Below are 18,065 nucleotides of genomic sequence, written 5' to 3'. Positions count from 1 at the left end.
TTCTAATTCGTAAGACGTTTAATTAATAGTTTTAACCGATCAAACGACCTTTTTTTACTTGGATATGCATAACGTAAAAACTGTGAAATTTTTTGTTTTGCAAAATTTCTATATGAGGATTTTGTTAAATAAGAGATTAATTGTTCTGCTAATACGAGTGGATCTTGTTGTGTAAGTGGTGTTAACTTCTGAAAATAACCTGTTTTCCCTTTAAAATTTTTATCTAAAATGAATACCACTCGACCTGATATCATCGCTTCTAATCCAACAGTCGAGGAGTATGTTACCACGGCATCTACGTGAGGAAAAATAGCGTAAAGTGTAAAACCTTTTATGGCATAGACATTAGTAAACTCCTTTGTCAGTGGATGTGGTTCAGAACTAGGATAATTTTTAATGATAATGTTACATTTTTGTTTGTTATTCAGTACTTGGATAAATTTACGCCAATGATTGATATCCTCGTCTCCCCGCACAGCTATCAAAATTGTTTTTCTATCTTTTCTAATACTTAGTTTTCTATAAAATGTTAGTTTATCGACCTTGTACGGACTGTGGCTCTGATCAAACCGGGGGTGACCTACAATTTCTATCGAATTAGCTGTTGCTCCAAGCTTTTGGTACCAATCTTTTTCAAATTGTCCATAAACCGCATCCACAGTAGCTATTTTTGGAATATAGCCTAATTCACTTGATATAATACCATGTTGCATACAAATAGTTGGGATTCCTTGTGCAGAACCAACTACCGCTAGAATACGATTTATAAAACTGTGTGTAGTTGATACTACGAAACAGGAGATATTTACTTTTTTGAGTAGTTGGTTGGTTATTTCTATATAAGTAATCACAGAAGCGATAGTATGATGTAACCATTTTTGAAAGGCAGGATTCTGATAAAGGTGGTGCCCTTTTTGTTGAGATACTATAATTCTTGCTTGTTGTTGTACTTGTTTAATTTGCTTTTCAACATCTAAATGAAAATCACCTAAATAATAGATAGAACTATGCTTAACAGACGTGGGATTATTTCTCCTTTTAATCGTTGCAATAGTATTATTAATAAGCCTTGCCTTATTTTTTTTCTTTTGACTTATCTTTTTGCTTTTTTCAGATGTCCCTGTTGTTAATATTACCGTGTCTTTTGAAGAGAATTGTTGATGGATACTCGCCTTCGGAAAACGCATTAATTTATCCACAGTTATTGCAACTTTTCCATTTTTCTTTATTGAATCTACTCGGTGTTTTTCTGTAAATAGTCGAAACATATCCTGAATATCTTTTGAAGAGGCTACCTCTTTTTTTACATTTTTTATATAGGTTTCGTTTTCTAATTTTTTCAATAAAACCGGATTTCTTAGTACATAACTAGGAAGATGACAGAAATAAACTAATGAAAATCCACGATATGTTAAAGACGCAAAATCTTGAAGAAAATCCATGTATAACGACCAATAGTTTTTCAAAAAAGTATCCATGTGATCCTCCTTCTAATTCTTCTCAAGTAAGCCTGCATCTTGCAACAATTCGCTTAATTGATGTTTGGTTACTACTTCTTGATCATTCGATTTGTATGTTCTTTGAATCGCTTTTTTGGAATATGAATTGACGTCAGTGGAAGTGGATGGAATGACAAACATATTATCTAACTCCCATGCCTGTTGGGATTCATCGTATGTCATGAGCTCTTCATACATTTTTTCACCAGGCTTTAGCCCAATATTTTCAATGGTTACGGAATATCCTGATTGTTGAATTAATAGATCTGCTAAATCTCCTAAGCGAATAACTGGCATTTTCAAGACAAATACTTCTCCACCTTTGGACTCCTTTAAAGCTTGTAAAGTCAAACTGGTAGCCTGTGTCAAAGTCATCATAAATCTTGTCATTTCAGGGTCTGTAATCGTAATTTTTTGATTAGTTTTGATTTGTTCTTGAAAAAGCGGAATCACAGACCCTCGTGACCCCATCACATTACCAAAACGGACGCTCGCAAATTTGGTAGCACTGGAAGATGGTGCAGCCAGCAACTTTTCAGCAATCAACTTCGTGGCTCCATAAGTATTCGTAGGAGATATCGCCTTGTCTGAGCTAGTAAAAATAACTTTTTTAACCTTACTTTTAATTGCAGCATTTTTAATATTCGAAGCACCTATAATATTTGTTTCGACTGCTTCTAATGGATTCTCTTCACAAGCGTCTACACGTTTCATTGCAGCTAGGTGAAAAACATAATCTACATTCGACATAACTTCTTCTAATCTATTTAAATCACGGATATCACCGATATAAAATTGGATAGCTTTATGGTGATGCAACTTTTCTCGAACCTGGTGTTGTTTATACTCATCCCGACTAAATATTTTTATTTTTTTGGGATTATCCTTTAATAATTCTTTAACCACGCTTGTACCGATTGTCCCGGTACCACCAATAACTAAAATGGTTTTATCTTTAAAAAACACTGTCGCTCCCTCATTCCTATCTATGCAAAATTTCTTGTGATACTTAATATGTATATTGGAAACCCTTTGAATAGTTAACGACCGCTGCCTATCAAATCAACCCATTTTTAAATATGAGTTTACAGATATTGCTTTTTGTGAAATTAAATAGAGCAAGAAGAAGAGGATTACTCCTCTCCTTCTTGCTCTGTTGTTTCTTCTAGCTCATCTGGTTCTACCTTGATTTCCGTTGGTTGAATTAGTTCTGGTTCAACGTGAGACTTTTCTTCGGTTTCTTCTGCTTCCGTTATAACACTATTAGGAAAAATAACCGGGCATTGAGCCGGCATTGATGGTGCCGGGCATGGTGGAAATGGTAAAATATCACGAGGTTGACAGAAATCTGCTACAAGTTCTAATGTAACGTCATACGTTGATTGAATGCTCTGACATAGTCTTACGGATACCGTCACATTTAACTCATCTATCTCTGTACTTGATCCCGTATCACAGTTCACCGCACACACAAAACAATCTAAATCTGTATAGGATACATCAACATCAGTACCATTCGGCGCACACAATATTACTTGTTCACATCTAGTGAAGGTGGCTGAACCGATTTCAATGGTACCTCCTCCTAGTTCAGGAATTAATGGTGCAAAAACAGTAACATCGAAATTTTTGCGAATATTGATAAGTTGTAAGGTAACTTCTTCACCATCTACTACAAATACTTGATCTTCTCGGTCCAATACAACAATTGGATCGATTTCTGTTGGTGTAACGGTACATGTTACAGCGGTTTGATCAATATCATCACACTCTAATTGAGCACCCGTAACCGTATTAATTGGTAATTCTAAACCATCTACAGTTAAATCAAATGTCGTTTCATTAAGGATCCAATCATACACTTTCTCTGTATTAATACAAAGAAGTTCCTGTCCCCCTGTTAGTTTATCTAATCGCATTACGCTTGCACACCTCCATTTAACTATAATTCCTTATTAGCCTATGATGCTAAAAGAAAAACGTTAAAAGCATTCACGATTTTTCACCTTTCACCACGATCCACATAGGCTACTAATAGCCATATGTGTTATAGATGAGGAGATGAGATCATGAGCGAGGAGCAACAAGAACTAGATATTAACCATCTCACGGAGGTGGTATCCGATTTACAACAGGAAATACGATTAATAAAAAATGAAATTGAAAAACTAAAATTGACAACATTAATTGATAAATTGCATCTATTTATTGAAAATACCGAAGAACAATTCGAAAATCTAAACACAGATATCGATAGACAAAAACAAGAATTACAACAACTAAAACAATCATTAACCAAAAGTACGCCTAGACGTCCTTCAGAATATCGCCAATTACAGAATATGCTTCAATCAGCTAGACAAACAGAAACCATTACTAATTCAAAGAATGCTACGAACAACATGCTTCCAACTAGAGTTGAAATAACATCGATCCAATCTAATAATCGCCGCACAAAAAGATAAGGCTAAACACCTCGTTTTCACAAAAAGCCTTCATTCGTCCATACCGATTTGTATCTAAGGACTATACTATTATGAAGACGAATACGAGGAGATGGTATTATGAAAGCGAAGGAAATCATAACGAAAGTAGCACGATCATTTAAACAATCTGATCAACCTATTGTTATTACTTCTGAAATTAAGAAAAAAGCGATTCGAAGAAGTAAAGGTGGCTGTTGTATGAAGTAAATGATCAGGGAATAGCCTGCACTCGATACGCATTTGGAGCTATTTGTTTGATATGACGTTGGAAAGAGTCTTGCTCGATGTCATCGATTTTCTGATAAAAGTGCGTCAATTCATTTTCAAGGAGGGAAAATCTCCTTTTTTGTTTTTGTATACTTATACGTCGGGGAGATATTTTAAGAGGTGGTGATGGTAACGAGATTCTGTTACATAAATGGAGAATACGCTGATACGAGTAACTGTCATTCTCCAGAAAACAATAATGATACAAGCTTTTAGGTGTTCTTTTTAGTTGATTATAATTTGATATATTTAAAATTGCCTGATGAAGAGAAGCAAGCGTTTCTACTTGTAATCCAACTTGATTGGGTAAAGTGTTATCCTTTTCCACAACAGGGATATACGCAATCACTGGTTTATCTAATAAAAAAGCTTCGATGCCAGAAGTACAACCATTATGAATGATGACATTTGCTGCGAGTAACCATTTAATAATCGTACCCTCGTGTACAACATGAACATTTTGATATTGGCTAAAGGCATGTTGATACGATCTGATATTTTCTCCAGGATGAGGCCGGATTACAATATTTTTAGTAGGAAACTCTTTAGCCAACACTTCTATCATCTCTAAAAATGCTTCGTACAACTTTTTAATAGGTTTTACAAAACGATTCTCGTTGACTGCTTTCGCCTTATTATACAAAGAAAATCTAGTATTCACTAAAATAAAATCCTGATACGTTTCTTGAATAGCAGTTGCTTCGTCACGATAAATTTCTCGGTATTTTGCTGTTAATAAATCCAATCTAGGATTACCCACTACCTTGCACTTTGTCGTCATATCAGGATAAGCACTCGAAATAATTTGTTTTTGATGATCTCCCCAGCAATATTCCTGCTCAACGAACTTTAGCATGTCTTTTCGCATTCGATCTCTTGTGTATTTTGCTTTTTCTATTAATAATCCTTCTTCATCTAATTCTACAATGGTTTGTCTATTGGTTTTTGCATTGGTGATCGTCCTTTTTCGAAACCCTTTTGGTCCACCCTTTGTTAAAAAAATACCTCTTGGGAAATGTGATGAAGCTTCTTCTACTGTTGGATGGTCTCCGATGATTACTTGATACCCTTGTTTTATCGCATAATAAGAAAGCAGCAACTTTGCATCTAGTTCGCGCACTTTAACCTCAACCGGAAGATAAAGCCATCTATTACTAGTCATCTGCCTGATTTCCCGTCATTCTGTCTTTTAATAAATCGATGATTCCATCAAATGCTTGACGATTATCTTCCATATATGATTCTAAAACTTCCGATAACTCTTCAAAGCTTTCATTATTCATACCAGTATTGTTATTTTCCTTCTTCATTAATAGATACATGATTAATAAATGTAAAGTATCATTCTCTAAGTAGACGAAACTATTATTTTTATTGGATTGGTCATCTTGCGTGATCCGATCTAAAGAATCTTTCATATATTGTTGTATAAGCTGATTGATTTGCAAAGGCGTATGATCCCTATTTTTTTTCATCTATCTGCGCCTCCTGATCTCGCTCTGTTATGGTACCGTTAAGATTAATTTGATTTAAGGCATGGATGCCATCTGGTAGCTCTTCACCATATGTAAAACCTTGAATCGTTCCGGAATAGCTTGAATTTGGTTCCCATTTTAATTGAAAATTAGAAAATGTTAGTATTTCTCCAGGTTGGATCGACTCTTTTTGGGTAGGCTTTAACCATATTTCTTTTTTGTCGGTTGGTTCATTAATTCGTTCCCACGCATTTGAAACTCGAACCGTTTTTTTAGAGGATGGATATAAGTATTTTCCCGAAAAATTAAAATCGATATTGGAGGTGATTTTGATTCCGATATGTGGATTCTTTAATGGTTGAGTTCCTAAATTTTGAATATGAAAGGATCCGATACCATAATTGACACGATCTGTTTGATGGGAAAGTTGATAAGAGGTTGTAAAATAACAAATTACAATCATTTGTTTGGCTGTCTCGACCGATTGGATTAACTCTTTGATCTCATTTAAATATGCCGCACTTTCATTCTGCCAACCCTTGATCTTTTGCTGTAACTGTTGTTGGTCCATAACTCGTTACACCTCCAACTAATTAGTGTAAAAAAAAGAAAGAGAGGAGTTACCCTCTCTTTATCCCTATGTTGACAGTTTATCCGTTATTCCCGTTATTAGGGAAAACGACAGGGCATTGTGCTGGCATTGTTGGTGCCGGGCATGGTGGGAATGGTAAGATATCTCGTGGTTGACAGAAATCTGCTACAAGTTCTAATGTTACATCAAATGTAGACTGAATGCTTTGGCAAAGACGTACAGTTACCGTTACATCTAATTCATCTACTTCTGTTGTTGTTCCAGCGTCACATGAAGCCGTACATACAAAACAATCTAGATCTGTATACGTGACATCTATGTCTGTTCCATCTGGCGCACAAAGAATGACTTGTTCACAGCGAGTAAATTCAGCTGAACCAACTTCTACGCGACTTCCGCCAAGTTCTGGTACCAAGTTAACAAAAACAGTTACTTCGAAATTTTTGCGGATGTTAACAATTTGTAATGTAACTTCTGCTCCATCCACAACAAACACTTGATTTTCACGACCTAATACGACAATCGGATCGACTTCAGCAGGAGCAACCTCGCATGTTACAGAATCTAAGTCAATATCATCACATTCAAGTTGATCACCGGTTACCGGGTTAATAGGTAAATCTAAATCCGGTAAACTTAGATCAAATGTTGCTTCGTTTAAAATCCAGTCATAAACCTTCTCTGTATTTATACACAGAAGTTCCTGCCCTCCTGTTAAATTATCCATTTGCATCTAGCAAACACCTCCAAATAAGATTACTGTCCATATAGCCTATGACAACACACTAGAAAATGTTTTAGTTAAATAGCGGAAATATCATGATATTTGGGAAGTTAGGTGAATATCATATTAAAGAAAAACATTTAAAAATTGCTACCTTTCCAAAACAAGTGTGCAGTAGAATATATGGAGAAAAAAAGTACATGTGACACGGTTTAATGTTTCATCAATAGTATATTAATGAACCATAAAAAGGGTGAATCATATTGTATCAATATAAGCTCTATAATTATCAAGACATTGAAAAGCTAAATAAGGAACTTGAAGTGTATAAAAAAGTGGTAGAAACAAGAGATGCAGACCATTCTATTTTATATTGGCAAACCAAACAGGAATTAGAAGAGCTTAAACAGAAACTACAGAAGGGCAAAGGGGAAATGAAAGTTATGGAAGAATCTTATCATACTCAATTAAGAGATTATGCAGATAAGGAACAGAAAATATCCTCTCAAATACATTCTATTCATCACTCTATTCAACAATTAAAAAAAGATGTCCAGACAATTAGGGGAGAAGTCAAAGAATTAAGAGTGAACGAGTTGCTCGAAAAGATTAATCAAGTGATTGGAGAAACAAACGTTGACTTAGATGATGTAAAAAAACAAGTGAAGGAGCAAAATCAAGAATTCCAACAAATAAATAAGCAATTACAGGCTAGTTCTCCTCCCAAACAACAAACAAGAAATCGCACGAGTGAATACCGGCAGCTTCAACGTATGCTTAAATCAGCAAAACCGAAAGGACATCGAGCACCACCACCAAGTCAGCAAATAATGACGAATCCGAAGCAGGATACTCGCGAGTCAACTCGACAAATGATAACCATACAAAACGGAAAGAAAACATTTCATAATACACAATATGAATTAAATAAAAACATTATCGTCAAAAAGACAACAACCAAAACGAAGAAACCAGAAGTAGAAAAAGAATATAATCAAGAACCACCTTTAGAGGAAACACCAAAAGTTGAACAAACTGAAATTAGTCCATCTATTGAAAATGAAAAAGTTGAAGTGGAGGAAAAAGTAGCACCCATTACTACAGATGCGAAAACAAAAGAAGATAATATAGCGATGGAACAAGAAGCTGACAACACTACGAATGGATTAAAGAAAACCTGGTTACTGGCAAAGTCCTTATGGAAGAAGTAATCGAAATCTCTAACACGATTTATCAAGAAATCATGGAAGAAGGGAAAAAACAATTACCCTACGAAGCCTGCGGATTGATATCTGGTCACTATAATAAAGCTCAATCATTCTGGCCGTTAGTAAATGAAATCCGATCACGTAACAAGTTTTTTGTATCTAAAAAGATCGTCCAACAAAAAATACAAGATATTCTAAACACAAGGGAACAATTATTAGCCATTTTCCACACCCATCCTACAACCGCTGCTATCCCTTCTTCCTATGATCTAAGAAATCACCCTGACGCTAATATTGATATGGTAATCGTCTCTTATAAATTTGATTCTCCTCAATTAAAGTGGTATAAGATCGACCAATCTGGTTATAAAAACATTTCATGGTTACTACCCTCCTGAAAGGTTGAAGAGCATGATTATTTTCGAGAAAGAAGATATGAAGGAAGAACAACCAATCTGTTTGCTCCATATTCCCAAGACGGGGGGCAAAACGTTATGGAAAATATTAAATGAACAGCCTGAAACCTATTATGTTTGGCATAAAAAAATGTTTAAACGGTTGGTTAACCCTGTAACATTTTTTACTATGCTTAGAGATCCAGTTGATCGTGTGCTATCAACCTATTATTATATTCGAGCTTACGAAGCAGATCCTCTACATCTGCCATTACAAAGCATAACGCTAAGAGAATTTGTCGATTATATTAGCGATGATCAAATTGAAAACATCCGTTATGAGATAGGAGACTTGAGAAGCCTACGATTTCGATCAGTGAACCTTGCTACTCGTTATCTATCCGGTGGTGATCCTAATGCATTAAACAAAGCAAAAATGAATATCAAAAACCATTTTTCATTCGTAGGAATTACCGATATGTACTCTGAATCATTGTTCCTTATGAAAAAACGGTTTAACCTTCATATTCAATCTGTGATTGTTCAGAACAAAACTAAAAATCGGCCATCCTTAGATTCGATTGCTCCAGATACAATTGATAAAATTAAAAAAATAAATCATACCGATATCGCAGTATATGAATGGGCAATAAAACGTTTTTTAAGCAAATTGCGGTCATTGAGTACACAAGAGCAACAAGAATTGAAAGCTTGGTTAACAAACAACTGAATAAATATTCACCAGATTAAATGATGGAATTTCTAGACCTTTTTTCTAATTGCGTGATGAGGTAATAAAGCATGAACACCTTTTACACGATTAACAACCTGGGTAATTCGTAAATCAACCACTAGACTAGCTAGTGTGTATGCTTCAACTCTAGTCATGGCAAACTCCTCTTCCATGAGATCAAGCATTCCATTCAAGGCTATCATACTTGCATGATCTAGACTTTCATCAAATCCAAATGTAACCCAACCTCTTGGTGTATAAGCGCGAGGCATTTGAATTTTTATATTTTCTTTAAGTGTAAATGTTAACTCAGCGATCTCCATCGGACATTCAATCGCTTGTGTACTAACCTCGCCATCACCCTGAAGTGCATGACCATCCCCTACAGAAACCAAACCACCTGAAACAGAGATAGGAAGATATAATGTACTTCCTTCTACTAGCTCTTTACAATCGATGTTTCCTCCACAAAACCTAGGAGGCACGGTCGAATGGATACCGTCTTCAGCTGGTGGCATCCCTATCGAACCCATAAAAGGTGACAGATCAACTTGATGATTTTCATTACTATACCCGATCATATTCTCGCTATCTAGCTGCCAATTTAAATGATAATCATCTTTTTCCGGAATACCTAACAATTCTTTATATGCTTGATTTCCGCCAGCAAAACTAAAACCCCAATTCGCAGTTTTTAATTTATTGATAGTAATAGCTAATACCATACCTGGTTCAGCACCAATAATCTTAATCGGCCCGACAAGTGCGTGTCCACTGTTATTATTCCGAAAAGAGGAAACTTTCCTTTCTCCTGAAGGTTGAAAGGGTTCTAAACCCCATAAAGCATCCAGAGTGTTATATTGTACAGAGTCTCCTGACTGAATTGTTAAGACAGGTTCAAGGGATTTTGAAAATGAACCATGTAGCGTTTGCTTCGTTGGATTGATATAATATTTTGCCATAAACTATTCCTTCTTTTCTATTTGTCATCATTCACATTAAAAAATCATTACTTGATCAAACCCAATTTCAGCTCTACTAAAAAAGTGTTTCTTCATTACTAGTTAACTCCATTAAATTTGGATATAATACTAGCATAATTGTTAATGCTACCAAGAAAAATAAAATGCTAGCATAAATTTGTAATCCAAAAATGCTTGGCAATAACAAGGAAGGGGCTGGAAGGAAATTTAGCATCGATGTTTTTCTCCTTGCCTTTTTCGTTAAATACTGATCTGTTTCACAATAAGGACAGCTCATTCCAGCAACTAATGTAAAAGATTTTTTAATAGATTGCTTAAACGTCCATTGTTGTTGACAATGTTCACATCTTGGCATATTTACTATCCTCTCTTATTTAATTTAAATATTCGATGAAACCGTATAAAATATTCGCAACGAACAATTTATTTACTATTTCTCAAAATTTTAAATATAACCCTATTAATATTCTTTCTAGCCTAATGATTAACTGGAAAAGAAATCGATAATAAAATCAATTAAAAGTGCAACAACTAGTAGAGATAATAATATCAATGGCATTATAACCCTTCTAATTTCTTCTTCACCTTCTACATTCTTCACTTTTTGTCTAGAGTCTATCCAACCCTGTACCAAATAAATAACGGCTAAAATAACAGTAAAATATTTCACTAGACACTACCTTTACTTTTTGATGTTTTATTAGCTTATTTTAGAATGACCTTATCCCCTAATCTAGTTTTCAACTCTCTTTTCAATGTTTCTGAATCCTTTTCCGTCAGCCATTCTGTATGAATCTGCTGTTCCTTGCCATTTACTAATTTAATCAGTAACATGCTACTAATTTCGACCACACGCTCTACCTTCTGGAATGGAATAGTTGTACGTGATAACAAATTCCCTTTATAAATTGATAATTGATCATGATCAATCGTAATATAATCTTTTTCTTGAATTTTAAAATAAAATAGTGATTTATAGACACCAAAGGCAGTAAATAATATAGTCAGTGAGATCACGATTAGATAGTAACTTATGACTGCTTGTGATTGGTTCACCATTGTTATGATGTTAAAAACTATGACTACTGAGATATACAACAACCATAATATAGCTCTTTTTATCCAATTGATATCTTTACTGAATGAAAAACGCAAGTAATCACTCCTATTTCTACTGTAAATATTTATCTTTTCTACATTATTATACAAATATCAAATGAATTCAAGGTAGTGCTGTAATCGTCATTTAAAATGAAACAGTTTCTGCTAGAAAAACTGACACACTTTACTGTAAATTGCGGTCTCTAATACCGAGACTTTTGTTAATCATTATTCTGATTTTATACGGTGAATATAAATAACAGAGAGCCAAAACATACAATGTAATGAATAAAATAATGTATACTTTGGCTCTTCTAGGTATTGGAGTTATTGAACTAAAGAGCGTTAGTTCATCAGTAAAATCTATTTTTTACTGTTTTCTTTCAATTGTTCACTTATTTTTCTTAGCTCCTCCGTCTGTTCAAGGATATTATTATTAACTTTTCTTATTGCATCATATATTCCGAAAATACCTGCAAAAATTAAGACTAGAAATAGTAATACCATGTCGTTCCCTTCTTTCTAAAGCATTATTTTTTTAGAGCAGTATTAACTGCTTCAATGGCATGAATAACTGTGGTATCAAACAATGGAACTTTTGAATCTTCTGGTTTTACTAATAATCCGATTTCTGTACAACCTAAAATGATTCCTTCTGCGCCTTCATCCACTAAATGCTGAATGACCGTTTTATAATAATTTTTAGATGATTGTTCAATTTGGCCTAAACACAACTCTTCATAAATAACTTTATTGACATTGTTTCGTTCTTCATTATCTGGAACTAACACGTTAATTCCATTAGATTTGATTCGAGATTTATAAAAATCTTGCTCCATTGTATATTTAGTCCCAAGTAAGCCAACGGTTTTAATATTGGAACTTTGAATTTGATTCGCTGTTGCATCAGCAATATGTAATACAGGAATCTTTATTCTCGCCTCTATATAATTAACTACTTTATGCATTGTATTTGTACAAATTACTATGAATTCTGCACCTGCTTTTTCTAAAGATGCTGCAACTTCTCCTAAAGCTTTACCCGCACTTTCCCAATCACCTTCAGCTTGATAGCGTTCAATCTCGTCAAAGTCAACGCTATACAGCAGACACTTCGCTGAATGTAAGCCACCTAATTTTTCTTTTACCATTTCGTTAATTATTCGGTAATACTCTGCTGAAGACTCCCAACTCATTCCACCTATAAGCCCAATAGTTTTCATCACTTTTCCCCCTATTTCAATTAACTATTATCGAATTTCACTAATCTTATATTCAATACTTCCAACCATCAACCTATAATTTAACATTTTAAATTTAATCATTTTTTCTACTGAACCAATTAAATAAGCGTATCTGCTTGTGCTAGATACGCACCCATTAGCACAGTAAGCAGTGAACATCTATTAACAGATTGAGATGAAAAAGAAATTGTTATTACTTTTCAATAATATTAATTTTATTTGCTACCATACGTTCATTTATTTCCTCTACCCAAACTCTTATTTGCTGTCTTTCTTCTAGATCATCCACAGTGGTTCCTTTTCCACTTATTTTTGTATCCTCGCTAAAATAGATTTTATATACATTATAGTCTGCTTCTTCATCAGCGTTTATCGGTTCTAAAGCAAAGGTATCTTCTTGTAGCTTTGTTATTACACCTCTATAATCCGACTTTATGAAATTCCAATAAAAAACAACAACAAATAAGACAAGAATTATGCTTAATATGATTATTAAAGCTTTTAGTTCTCCCATAATGTGAGAGTTCATTTTTTCTCTCCCTTTTTGTACGCGTTGTTCCATAAACCAGCCCGTTAGAACAACAAGCACTACTTCGTTAATGTGCATAATTATTATATATACATTTTTCGTATGAAGCGATAATCAAAAGACAAGCAGTGGTTGCATTATCCTTAATACTATCATACACATTCTTCCATAAAAAAGGGAAGTCCTTAACTGGAAAAAGTGTTTTATTTTATCAAGCAAAACATGTGTCTCCTGTTTCAAGCGGTCACAAATACCATATCTTTTATAAGTTGAGTTAGCTTAATATTTATAATTTTTACGTTATAATATACGAGAAGAAATCGAGGTGTTAAAAGATGAAACAAATCTATGCGGATGTGATCCAGTTTCGTGGATCTCATTATGATTTTGGTTACATGCAGGGAGAGGAAATTAAAGATTCCTATCTTGTTCAAAACAGGCATAATCAGTGGAAAGTGAGAACTCCACGTTTTCAAATTATTGTAGAGGAAGCACAAAAACTATTTCAACAGTTTGGATCGTCTATCTGGGAGGAATTTGAAGGATTAAAGGATAGTCTGCAATGGCCAATCGAGCGAGTTTTATTAGAGTTTGGCGGTTATCGAGTCAAGGTACCTCGTTCAGGCTGTTCCATTTTAGTAGGTGAAGATTATTTAGTTCGCAACTATGACTACCATCCCAAAACATATGATGGCCGTTTGGTTAGCTTTCAACCAACAGATCAAGGGTTAGCTACGATTGGAACAAGCCAGCGTGTAACAGGTAGGTGTGATGGTATGAATGAAAAGGGACTTTCGTTAGGGTACACGTTTATTAATCGAAAACGACCTGGTGACGGATTTGTTTGCCATATGGTAGGTCGTTTGGTTTTAGAATTATGTAAAAACACAGACGAAGCAGTTCGTTTACTTAAAGAGATACCACATCGTGGGTCTTTTAGTTATGTTCTGTTTGATAGAAATAAAGATACCGCTACTATTGTAGAAACATCCCCAAGAGGCGTGGAAGTGCGTAAAGATAGTGCTTGTACCAATCACTTTGTGAAAATGGAGAAAGAAAATCGCCATTTCTTAGATGATTCTAATAAAAGATTAGCGACAATGAAATATAATCAGCAAAACACTTTGACTGCTAATGAGGCTTTTCAGTTATTGAATGATAAAGATAAAGGTTTATTCTCAAATCAATATTATAATTGGGCAGGAACGATACATACCGTTGAATATTTTCCCGAGTCATTGAAAGTTTGGTTCGCTTTAGGTGGAGATCAAAATCCGATTACTTTTAACTTTAAAGAATGGCTCGCAAACGTGGACTTTCCCAATGAACGAATCACTGGGAAAGTAGATACCACTATTCCATTCTTAAATATGGAAAAAGCCGATTGGTTTAGAAATAAGAATGAAAATTAATTTTTGGTCTTCATCACACTTAAAAAGCTTCTATTCGATTAAGTGCTTGATGAAGACTGTTGAACGTTCTGACACTACTCATATTTATCCCTAAACTTACCATCGTTTGCACGATATCTGGTCTTATCCCACTTAAGACGGGCTGAATACCGATTAGTTCTAATGACTCAATCACTTTAAAAAGCTGATGGGCAACCATTGTATCGATTGCATTTACACCTGATAAATCAATAACAATACATTCTAAATCTTCTTCACTACCTTGCTTTAATCCGTTCTTCATCAGTTGATCAGCTCGATTCGTATCAATTTCTCCAATGATAGGAATAATCCCAACCGTTTCCGTTACCTTTACCAATGGTATCGATAGCTCATCAACCGCATATCTAGCTTTAGAAATAGTATCGTTGAAGTCTCTCATATAGTTTTTACTCACTAATTTTATGGCTTGATCCACTATATAATTAAAATTAACAATGGTTTTATGATAATCCTCTATTGAAAAATCGGTATCTGAAGCCTCTTGCCTAATAATTTCGCTAATGGTTTCACGATAATTACTGATTTCCTCTAAGGCAATGTCTAGTGGAAGCATTAAATCTAATAACTTATCACTAACTTGAACACTCCAACTTTCTAATGCGTCTATTGGCACATCATTGTTTGAAACAATGGATTCTGCATAGACATCGATCAACTCTTTTCTCCAAGCTATCAAAGTATCTGTTATATTTATAGATTGAAATTTTGGTATAGGTATTTCATTTACGATTTGATCTTTTTGACTTCGAATATTTTCTGCGATCGTTTCAAGATTTTGTTTGTCTTTGATCGGCATGGATCATTCACTTTCCTTTCTTATTATTTTTTCAATATCATGAGATATTTTATTTGATTTATTGATTTATATACCCTTATTTCTGTAAAAAAAACTTTTTCAAAAATGTGTTAACCAAAGTATTCATAAAAATGGTATCAATATTCATTTATAAAATTGCAACATCATTTGATTAATTTACTTTATTGAAAATAAGTTCTTATCACCCATGTTATAAATTGATAGTTTTAGGGTAATGTTCCTATATTAAGATTTACATATAACAAAAGGGGGCAAAAAATGCTAATACTTACTATCATCTTAAGTTTATATTTATTCATGTTTTTAGGTTGGCTCGTTGCCGTAAAGAAAGATAATTTCGGACTGGTTGACTGTTTTTGGGGCATCACATTTATTATTACTTCGATCGCAACACTCATTTATACGGAAAATGTTAATGTCGTTTCCTTATCAGTCGTTATTGCTGTTGCAATATGGGGCATAAGGTTAAGTGGTTATCTACTTGCGAGGAATTGGAACAGTGAAGAAGATTATCGCTATCAAAATATGCGGAAGAAATGGAAGAATCCAAAAGTTACTGCGCTTTATCGCGTCTTTCTTTTACAAGCGACCATTTCCCTTTTCTTCTCCTTAGGAATTATCTTAGGCATTATCTATTCTGATCAGCCATTCTCACTTATTCCATTATATGCCGGAGTTATAGTTTGGATTGTTGGATTTATTTTCGAAAGTGTTGGTGACCATCAATTAAAAGAACATAAACGTAAAAATTCAGGAACAATCATTACAAGTGGCCTATGGAAATATACTAGACACCCTAACTACTTTGGGGAGGCAGCAATGTGGTTTGGTATTTCTCTTATGGCCAGCAGTCATCCAATGGGGATCATATCATTTATTAGCCCGCTCTTGCTTACTTTTTTCTTGTTGAAAATTTCAGGAGTACCATTATTAGAGAAAAAGTTAAAAACGAAAAATGGTTATACAGAATATATGAACAGAACAAATAAATTCATACCAGGACCACCAAAAAATGATGAAAATTAGATTAATTTATGTATTTTTAAGTTATGCCGTATATGTTTGTTTAGATGGAATATGGTTAAGTGTAATGGGACCTCTTCTATATCAAAATATATTAGACGGAATCATCAACATCACCCCTCCCCTCTGGCAAGCACTTGTCTTTTTTTGTCTATATATCATATGCATGCATGTGCTAGTTTTTGATTCGTTAGAATATTCTCCGTTCCGTTTGTTGAAAGCAGCGACTTTAGGTTTCGCTGCTTATGGAACATACGGTATGACCAATTATATGACAATCGAAGAATGGCCTTTATTCATCGTAGCTATTGATACAGCTTGGGGGATGATCGTTACTGTCTGCATATATCTAGTGACCAGCTTAATTTACACCAGGAGGAAAAATGTATGAAGTTAGCATTTGTTTTTGATAGCACGGTATTAATTCCAGAGCAAGTTCCTTTTGACTATTACATTGTTCCATTAAATATTACGTTTCAAGAGAAGCAAGGCGAGAAAACAGTGCCATCCAATCAAAAAAATATCTATCAATCTATTCGTGAAGCAGACCATATACCCAAAACATCTCAACCTTCACCCCAAGCATTTTCTGAACTTCTTTCTGATCTTGCTGAAAAAGGTTATGATACTGTAGTAGCTATTACGATGTCTTCTAAGTTATCAGGGACATATAATAGTGCAAATATCGCCAAAGCTCCAAAAGATTTAAATGTCTACACGCTTGATTCTAAATACGTATCTTTTCCAATTTACGATATGGCATTACGTATTCATCAGTTAGTTTTAGAAGAAGGTAATCCTGTCTCAGATGTCATGGAACAAGCTCAACATTGGCACCAGGATTATAAAAGTATTATTTGTGTGAATTCATTAGAGAATTTACGGAAAAGTGGACGAATGAATAGATTTACTTATCTAATAGGCTCTAAGCTTCAAATTAAACCGATCGTTGAGATTAAAAACGGGGAACTGTCTCTTGTTAAGAAAATACGAACGAGAAACCGAGCGATTGATTATACACTATCTACTATCCCTGACAACACAAAAATTCTATATATCCTTCATTGTGATGACGATGAAGTAGCCCATGAAATTAAAAAAAGATTATTCGAGAATGGAAAAACGCCTGAAGTAATTATTGATAATCTTACACCTATTATTGGTATTCATGGAGGTATTGGCTCATTTGCCTTGGCTTATCGGGAGTAAAATGATCTGTTTTAAAATATCTCACATAAAAAACCAGTTATTCCGTATGTAGAATAACTGGTTTTCATTTAAAGCTTTAACTCGCTCATTCGCAATAACTCAACTACAGCTTACGAACGTTCCTTAACACCCAGCTTCTGCATTGCGTTTGAGATGTATAAAGCTAGCAAACGTTTTTATCCATCAGTCATTAATCCTATAAGATCAGTCTTCAAAGCTAAAAATAATGCTGCCAACCTAACAAAAAGAATGCATACCTTCTGTTACGTTTTATCCAGCTATTGCAACAAGATTCATCACTTGTTCCCAACTCATTTATTAACGGA

Annotated in this window: 23 protein-coding genes; 9 read left to right on the top strand and 14 right to left on the bottom strand. The window is 34.4% G+C overall.

Annotated features, from left to right (window positions below; genetic code table 11):
• Positions 1–2 precede the first annotated feature (2 nt).
• From BN3107_RS08390 to BN3107_RS08380, 3 genes are all read right to left on the bottom strand, one after another.
• The gene (locus BN3107_RS08390) at positions 3–1,478 is read right to left on the bottom strand and encodes a glycosyltransferase family protein (protein ID WP_058307190.1); all 1,476 of its coding nucleotides are present in this window, start codon (positions 1,476–1,478) and stop codon (positions 3–5) included.
• Between the two features lie 12 nt (positions 1,479–1,490).
• Complete coding sequence (locus tag BN3107_RS08385; protein WP_058307189.1) at positions 1,491–2,465, bottom strand: SDR family NAD(P)-dependent oxidoreductase; 975 nt, start codon at positions 2,463–2,465, stop codon at positions 1,491–1,493.
• Positions 2,466–2,632: 167 nt separating this feature from the next.
• The gene (locus tag BN3107_RS08380) at positions 2,633–3,418 is read right to left on the bottom strand and encodes a BMQ_0737 family morphogenetic spore coat protein (RefSeq protein ID WP_077065081.1); all 786 of its coding nucleotides are present in this window, start codon (positions 3,416–3,418) and stop codon (positions 2,633–2,635) included.
• Between the two features lie 150 nt (positions 3,419–3,568).
• Here BN3107_RS08380 and BN3107_RS08375 point away from each other — a divergent pair, with 150 nt between their 5' ends.
• Positions 3,569–3,964, top strand: coding sequence for a hypothetical protein (locus tag BN3107_RS08375; RefSeq protein ID WP_058307188.1), 396 nt, complete (start codon positions 3,569–3,571; stop codon positions 3,962–3,964).
• A gap of 99 nt (positions 3,965–4,063) precedes the next feature.
• Positions 4,064–4,192, top strand: coding sequence for a hypothetical protein (locus BN3107_RS20220; protein WP_262359943.1), 129 nt, complete (start codon positions 4,064–4,066; stop codon positions 4,190–4,192).
• A 4-nt stretch (positions 4,193–4,196) separates the two neighbouring features.
• Here the strand turns inward: BN3107_RS20220 and BN3107_RS08370 are convergent, their stop codons facing one another.
• The 4 genes from BN3107_RS08370 to BN3107_RS08355 all read right to left on the bottom strand — a co-directional run bounded on the left by BN3107_RS08370 (position 4,197) and on the right by BN3107_RS08355 (position 7,052).
• Complete coding sequence (locus BN3107_RS08370) at positions 4,197–5,414, bottom strand: surface carbohydrate biosynthesis protein (RefSeq protein WP_058307187.1); 1,218 nt, start codon at positions 5,412–5,414, stop codon at positions 4,197–4,199.
• Positions 5,407–5,727 carry a hypothetical protein gene (locus BN3107_RS08365; RefSeq protein WP_058307186.1) on the bottom strand — a complete coding sequence of 107 codons (321 nt, stop codon included), beginning with the start codon at positions 5,725–5,727 and terminating at the stop codon, positions 5,407–5,409. Before BN3107_RS08365 ends, BN3107_RS08370 begins: the two co-directional genes overlap by 8 nt.
• Complete coding sequence (locus tag BN3107_RS08360; protein WP_058307185.1) at positions 5,714–6,298, bottom strand: hypothetical protein; 585 nt, start codon at positions 6,296–6,298, stop codon at positions 5,714–5,716. Before BN3107_RS08360 ends, BN3107_RS08365 begins: the two co-directional genes overlap by 14 nt.
• Before the next feature lie 79 nt (positions 6,299–6,377).
• Positions 6,378–7,052 (bottom strand): BMQ_0737 family morphogenetic spore coat protein, encoded by a 675-nt coding sequence (locus tag BN3107_RS08355; RefSeq protein WP_058307184.1) that lies wholly within the window; start codon positions 7,050–7,052, stop codon positions 6,378–6,380.
• A 254-nt stretch (positions 7,053–7,306) separates the two neighbouring features.
• Here BN3107_RS08355 and BN3107_RS08350 point away from each other — a divergent pair, with 254 nt between their 5' ends.
• Genes BN3107_RS08350 through BN3107_RS08340 form a run of 3 tightly spaced genes read left to right on the top strand, consistent with a single transcriptional unit; the run spans position 7,307 to position 9,376 of the window.
• A complete protein-coding gene (locus BN3107_RS08350) occupies positions 7,307–8,254 on the top strand; it encodes a coiled-coil domain-containing protein (RefSeq protein ID WP_058307183.1) in 948 nt (315 codons plus the stop codon).
• Positions 8,242–8,649, top strand: a complete 408-nt coding sequence (locus BN3107_RS08345) for a Mov34/MPN/PAD-1 family protein (RefSeq protein ID WP_058307182.1) — start codon at positions 8,242–8,244, stop codon at positions 8,647–8,649. The genes BN3107_RS08350 and BN3107_RS08345 overlap by 13 nt, the downstream gene beginning before the upstream one ends.
• A gap of 13 nt (positions 8,650–8,662) precedes the next feature.
• Positions 8,663–9,376, top strand: a complete 714-nt coding sequence (locus BN3107_RS08340; protein ID WP_058307181.1) for a sulfotransferase family 2 domain-containing protein — start codon at positions 8,663–8,665, stop codon at positions 9,374–9,376.
• A gap of 32 nt (positions 9,377–9,408) precedes the next feature.
• Here the strand turns inward: BN3107_RS08340 and BN3107_RS08335 are convergent, their stop codons facing one another.
• From BN3107_RS08335 to BN3107_RS08310, 6 genes are all read right to left on the bottom strand, one after another.
• On the bottom strand, positions 9,409–10,341 hold the full coding sequence (locus tag BN3107_RS08335) for an acetamidase/formamidase family protein (protein WP_058307180.1): 933 nt from the start codon (positions 10,339–10,341) through the stop codon (positions 9,409–9,411).
• A 76-nt stretch (positions 10,342–10,417) separates the two neighbouring features.
• Positions 10,418–10,717: a TIGR04104 family putative zinc finger protein gene (locus tag BN3107_RS08330; protein ID WP_058307179.1), complete on the bottom strand. Its 300-nt coding sequence runs from the start codon at positions 10,715–10,717 to the stop codon at positions 10,418–10,420.
• Positions 10,718–11,067: 350 nt separating this feature from the next.
• Positions 11,068–11,517 carry a hypothetical protein gene (locus tag BN3107_RS08320; RefSeq protein ID WP_058307177.1) on the bottom strand — a complete coding sequence of 150 codons (450 nt, stop codon included), beginning with the start codon at positions 11,515–11,517 and terminating at the stop codon, positions 11,068–11,070.
• Positions 11,518–11,826: 309 nt separating this feature from the next.
• Positions 11,827–11,970, bottom strand: coding sequence for a hypothetical protein (locus BN3107_RS20000; RefSeq protein ID WP_187371010.1), 144 nt, complete (start codon positions 11,968–11,970; stop codon positions 11,827–11,829).
• A gap of 23 nt (positions 11,971–11,993) precedes the next feature.
• Entirely contained in the window at positions 11,994–12,686 is a 693-nt protein-coding gene (locus BN3107_RS08315; protein WP_058307176.1) for an aspartate/glutamate racemase family protein, read from the bottom strand.
• A gap of 214 nt (positions 12,687–12,900) precedes the next feature.
• Positions 12,901–13,236, bottom strand: a complete 336-nt coding sequence (locus BN3107_RS08310; RefSeq protein ID WP_058307175.1) for a hypothetical protein — start codon at positions 13,234–13,236, stop codon at positions 12,901–12,903.
• 335 nt (positions 13,237–13,571) lie between these two features.
• On the opposite strand from BN3107_RS08310, the gene BN3107_RS08305 reads away from it, so the two are divergent.
• Positions 13,572–14,648 (top strand): C45 family autoproteolytic acyltransferase/hydolase, encoded by a 1,077-nt coding sequence (locus tag BN3107_RS08305; protein WP_058307174.1) that lies wholly within the window; start codon positions 13,572–13,574, stop codon positions 14,646–14,648.
• Between the two features lie 19 nt (positions 14,649–14,667).
• Here BN3107_RS08305 and BN3107_RS08300 read toward each other — a convergent pair whose 3' ends face one another.
• Positions 14,668–15,486: an STAS domain-containing protein gene (locus tag BN3107_RS08300; RefSeq protein ID WP_058307173.1), complete on the bottom strand. Its 819-nt coding sequence runs from the start codon at positions 15,484–15,486 to the stop codon at positions 14,668–14,670.
• Between the two features lie 279 nt (positions 15,487–15,765).
• Between BN3107_RS08300 and BN3107_RS08295 the strand changes: the two genes are divergently transcribed.
• The 3 genes from BN3107_RS08295 to BN3107_RS08285 are packed head-to-tail and all read left to right on the top strand — an operon-like array spanning position 15,766 to position 17,739.
• Positions 15,766–16,533, top strand: coding sequence for a DUF1295 domain-containing protein (locus tag BN3107_RS08295; protein ID WP_058307172.1), 768 nt, complete (start codon positions 15,766–15,768; stop codon positions 16,531–16,533).
• Entirely contained in the window at positions 16,520–16,921 is a 402-nt protein-coding gene (locus tag BN3107_RS08290) for a DUF2177 family protein (RefSeq protein ID WP_058307171.1), read from the top strand. The genes BN3107_RS08295 and BN3107_RS08290 overlap by 14 nt, the downstream gene beginning before the upstream one ends.
• Entirely contained in the window at positions 16,918–17,739 is an 822-nt protein-coding gene (locus BN3107_RS08285) for a DegV family protein (RefSeq protein WP_058307170.1), read from the top strand. Before BN3107_RS08290 ends, BN3107_RS08285 begins: the two co-directional genes overlap by 4 nt.
• Positions 17,740–18,065 lie beyond the last annotated feature (326 nt).

Source organism: Gracilibacillus massiliensis, assembly GCF_001458115.1.
Lineage (GTDB): Bacteria > Bacillota > Bacilli > Bacillales > Amphibacillaceae > Gracilibacillus > Gracilibacillus massiliensis.
Note: the sequence above shows the minus strand (reverse complement) of the source record. Positions and strands in the feature narration are given on the sequence as shown.

What these genes read in the sequence shown, in the direction of transcription:
- BN3107_RS08390 (WP_058307190.1), bottom strand. Translation starts at nt 1,478, where the DNA reads ATGGATACTTTTTTGAAAAACTATTGGTCGTTATACATGGATTTTCTT.
- BN3107_RS08380 (WP_077065081.1), bottom strand. Translation starts at nt 3,418, where the DNA reads ATGCGATTAGATAAACTAACAGGGGGACAGGAACTTCTTTGTATTAAT.
- BN3107_RS08375 (WP_058307188.1), top strand. Translation starts at nt 3,569, where the DNA reads ATGAGCGAGGAGCAACAAGAACTAGATATTAACCATCTCACGGAGGTG.
- BN3107_RS20220 (WP_262359943.1), top strand. Translation starts at nt 4,064, where the DNA reads ATGAAAGCGAAGGAAATCATAACGAAAGTAGCACGATCATTTAAACAA.
- BN3107_RS08370 (WP_058307187.1), bottom strand. Translation starts at nt 5,414, where the DNA reads ATGACTAGTAATAGATGGCTTTATCTTCCGGTTGAGGTTAAAGTGCGC.
- BN3107_RS08365 (WP_058307186.1), bottom strand. Translation starts at nt 5,727, where the DNA reads ATGAAAAAAAATAGGGATCATACGCCTTTGCAAATCAATCAGCTTATA.
- BN3107_RS08360 (WP_058307185.1), bottom strand. Translation starts at nt 6,298, where the DNA reads ATGGACCAACAACAGTTACAGCAAAAGATCAAGGGTTGGCAGAATGAA.
- BN3107_RS08355 (WP_058307184.1), bottom strand. Translation starts at nt 7,052, where the DNA reads ATGCAAATGGATAATTTAACAGGAGGGCAGGAACTTCTGTGTATAAAT.
- BN3107_RS08345 (WP_058307182.1), top strand. Translation starts at nt 8,242, where the DNA reads ATGGAAGAAGTAATCGAAATCTCTAACACGATTTATCAAGAAATCATG.
- BN3107_RS08340 (WP_058307181.1), top strand. Translation starts at nt 8,663, where the DNA reads ATGATTATTTTCGAGAAAGAAGATATGAAGGAAGAACAACCAATCTGT.
- BN3107_RS08335 (WP_058307180.1), bottom strand. Translation starts at nt 10,341, where the DNA reads ATGGCAAAATATTATATCAATCCAACGAAGCAAACGCTACATGGTTCA.
- BN3107_RS08330 (WP_058307179.1), bottom strand. Translation starts at nt 10,717, where the DNA reads ATGCCAAGATGTGAACATTGTCAACAACAATGGACGTTTAAGCAATCT.
- BN3107_RS20000 (WP_187371010.1), bottom strand. Translation starts at nt 11,970, where the DNA reads ATGGTATTACTATTTCTAGTCTTAATTTTTGCAGGTATTTTCGGAATA.
- BN3107_RS08315 (WP_058307176.1), bottom strand. Translation starts at nt 12,686, where the DNA reads ATGAAAACTATTGGGCTTATAGGTGGAATGAGTTGGGAGTCTTCAGCA.
- BN3107_RS08310 (WP_058307175.1), bottom strand. Translation starts at nt 13,236, where the DNA reads ATGAACTCTCACATTATGGGAGAACTAAAAGCTTTAATAATCATATTA.
- BN3107_RS08305 (WP_058307174.1), top strand. Translation starts at nt 13,572, where the DNA reads ATGAAACAAATCTATGCGGATGTGATCCAGTTTCGTGGATCTCATTAT.
- BN3107_RS08300 (WP_058307173.1), bottom strand. Translation starts at nt 15,486, where the DNA reads ATGCCGATCAAAGACAAACAAAATCTTGAAACGATCGCAGAAAATATT.
- BN3107_RS08295 (WP_058307172.1), top strand. Translation starts at nt 15,766, where the DNA reads ATGCTAATACTTACTATCATCTTAAGTTTATATTTATTCATGTTTTTA.
- BN3107_RS08290 (WP_058307171.1), top strand. Translation starts at nt 16,520, where the DNA reads ATGATGAAAATTAGATTAATTTATGTATTTTTAAGTTATGCCGTATAT.
- BN3107_RS08285 (WP_058307170.1), top strand. Translation starts at nt 16,918, where the DNA reads ATGAAGTTAGCATTTGTTTTTGATAGCACGGTATTAATTCCAGAGCAA.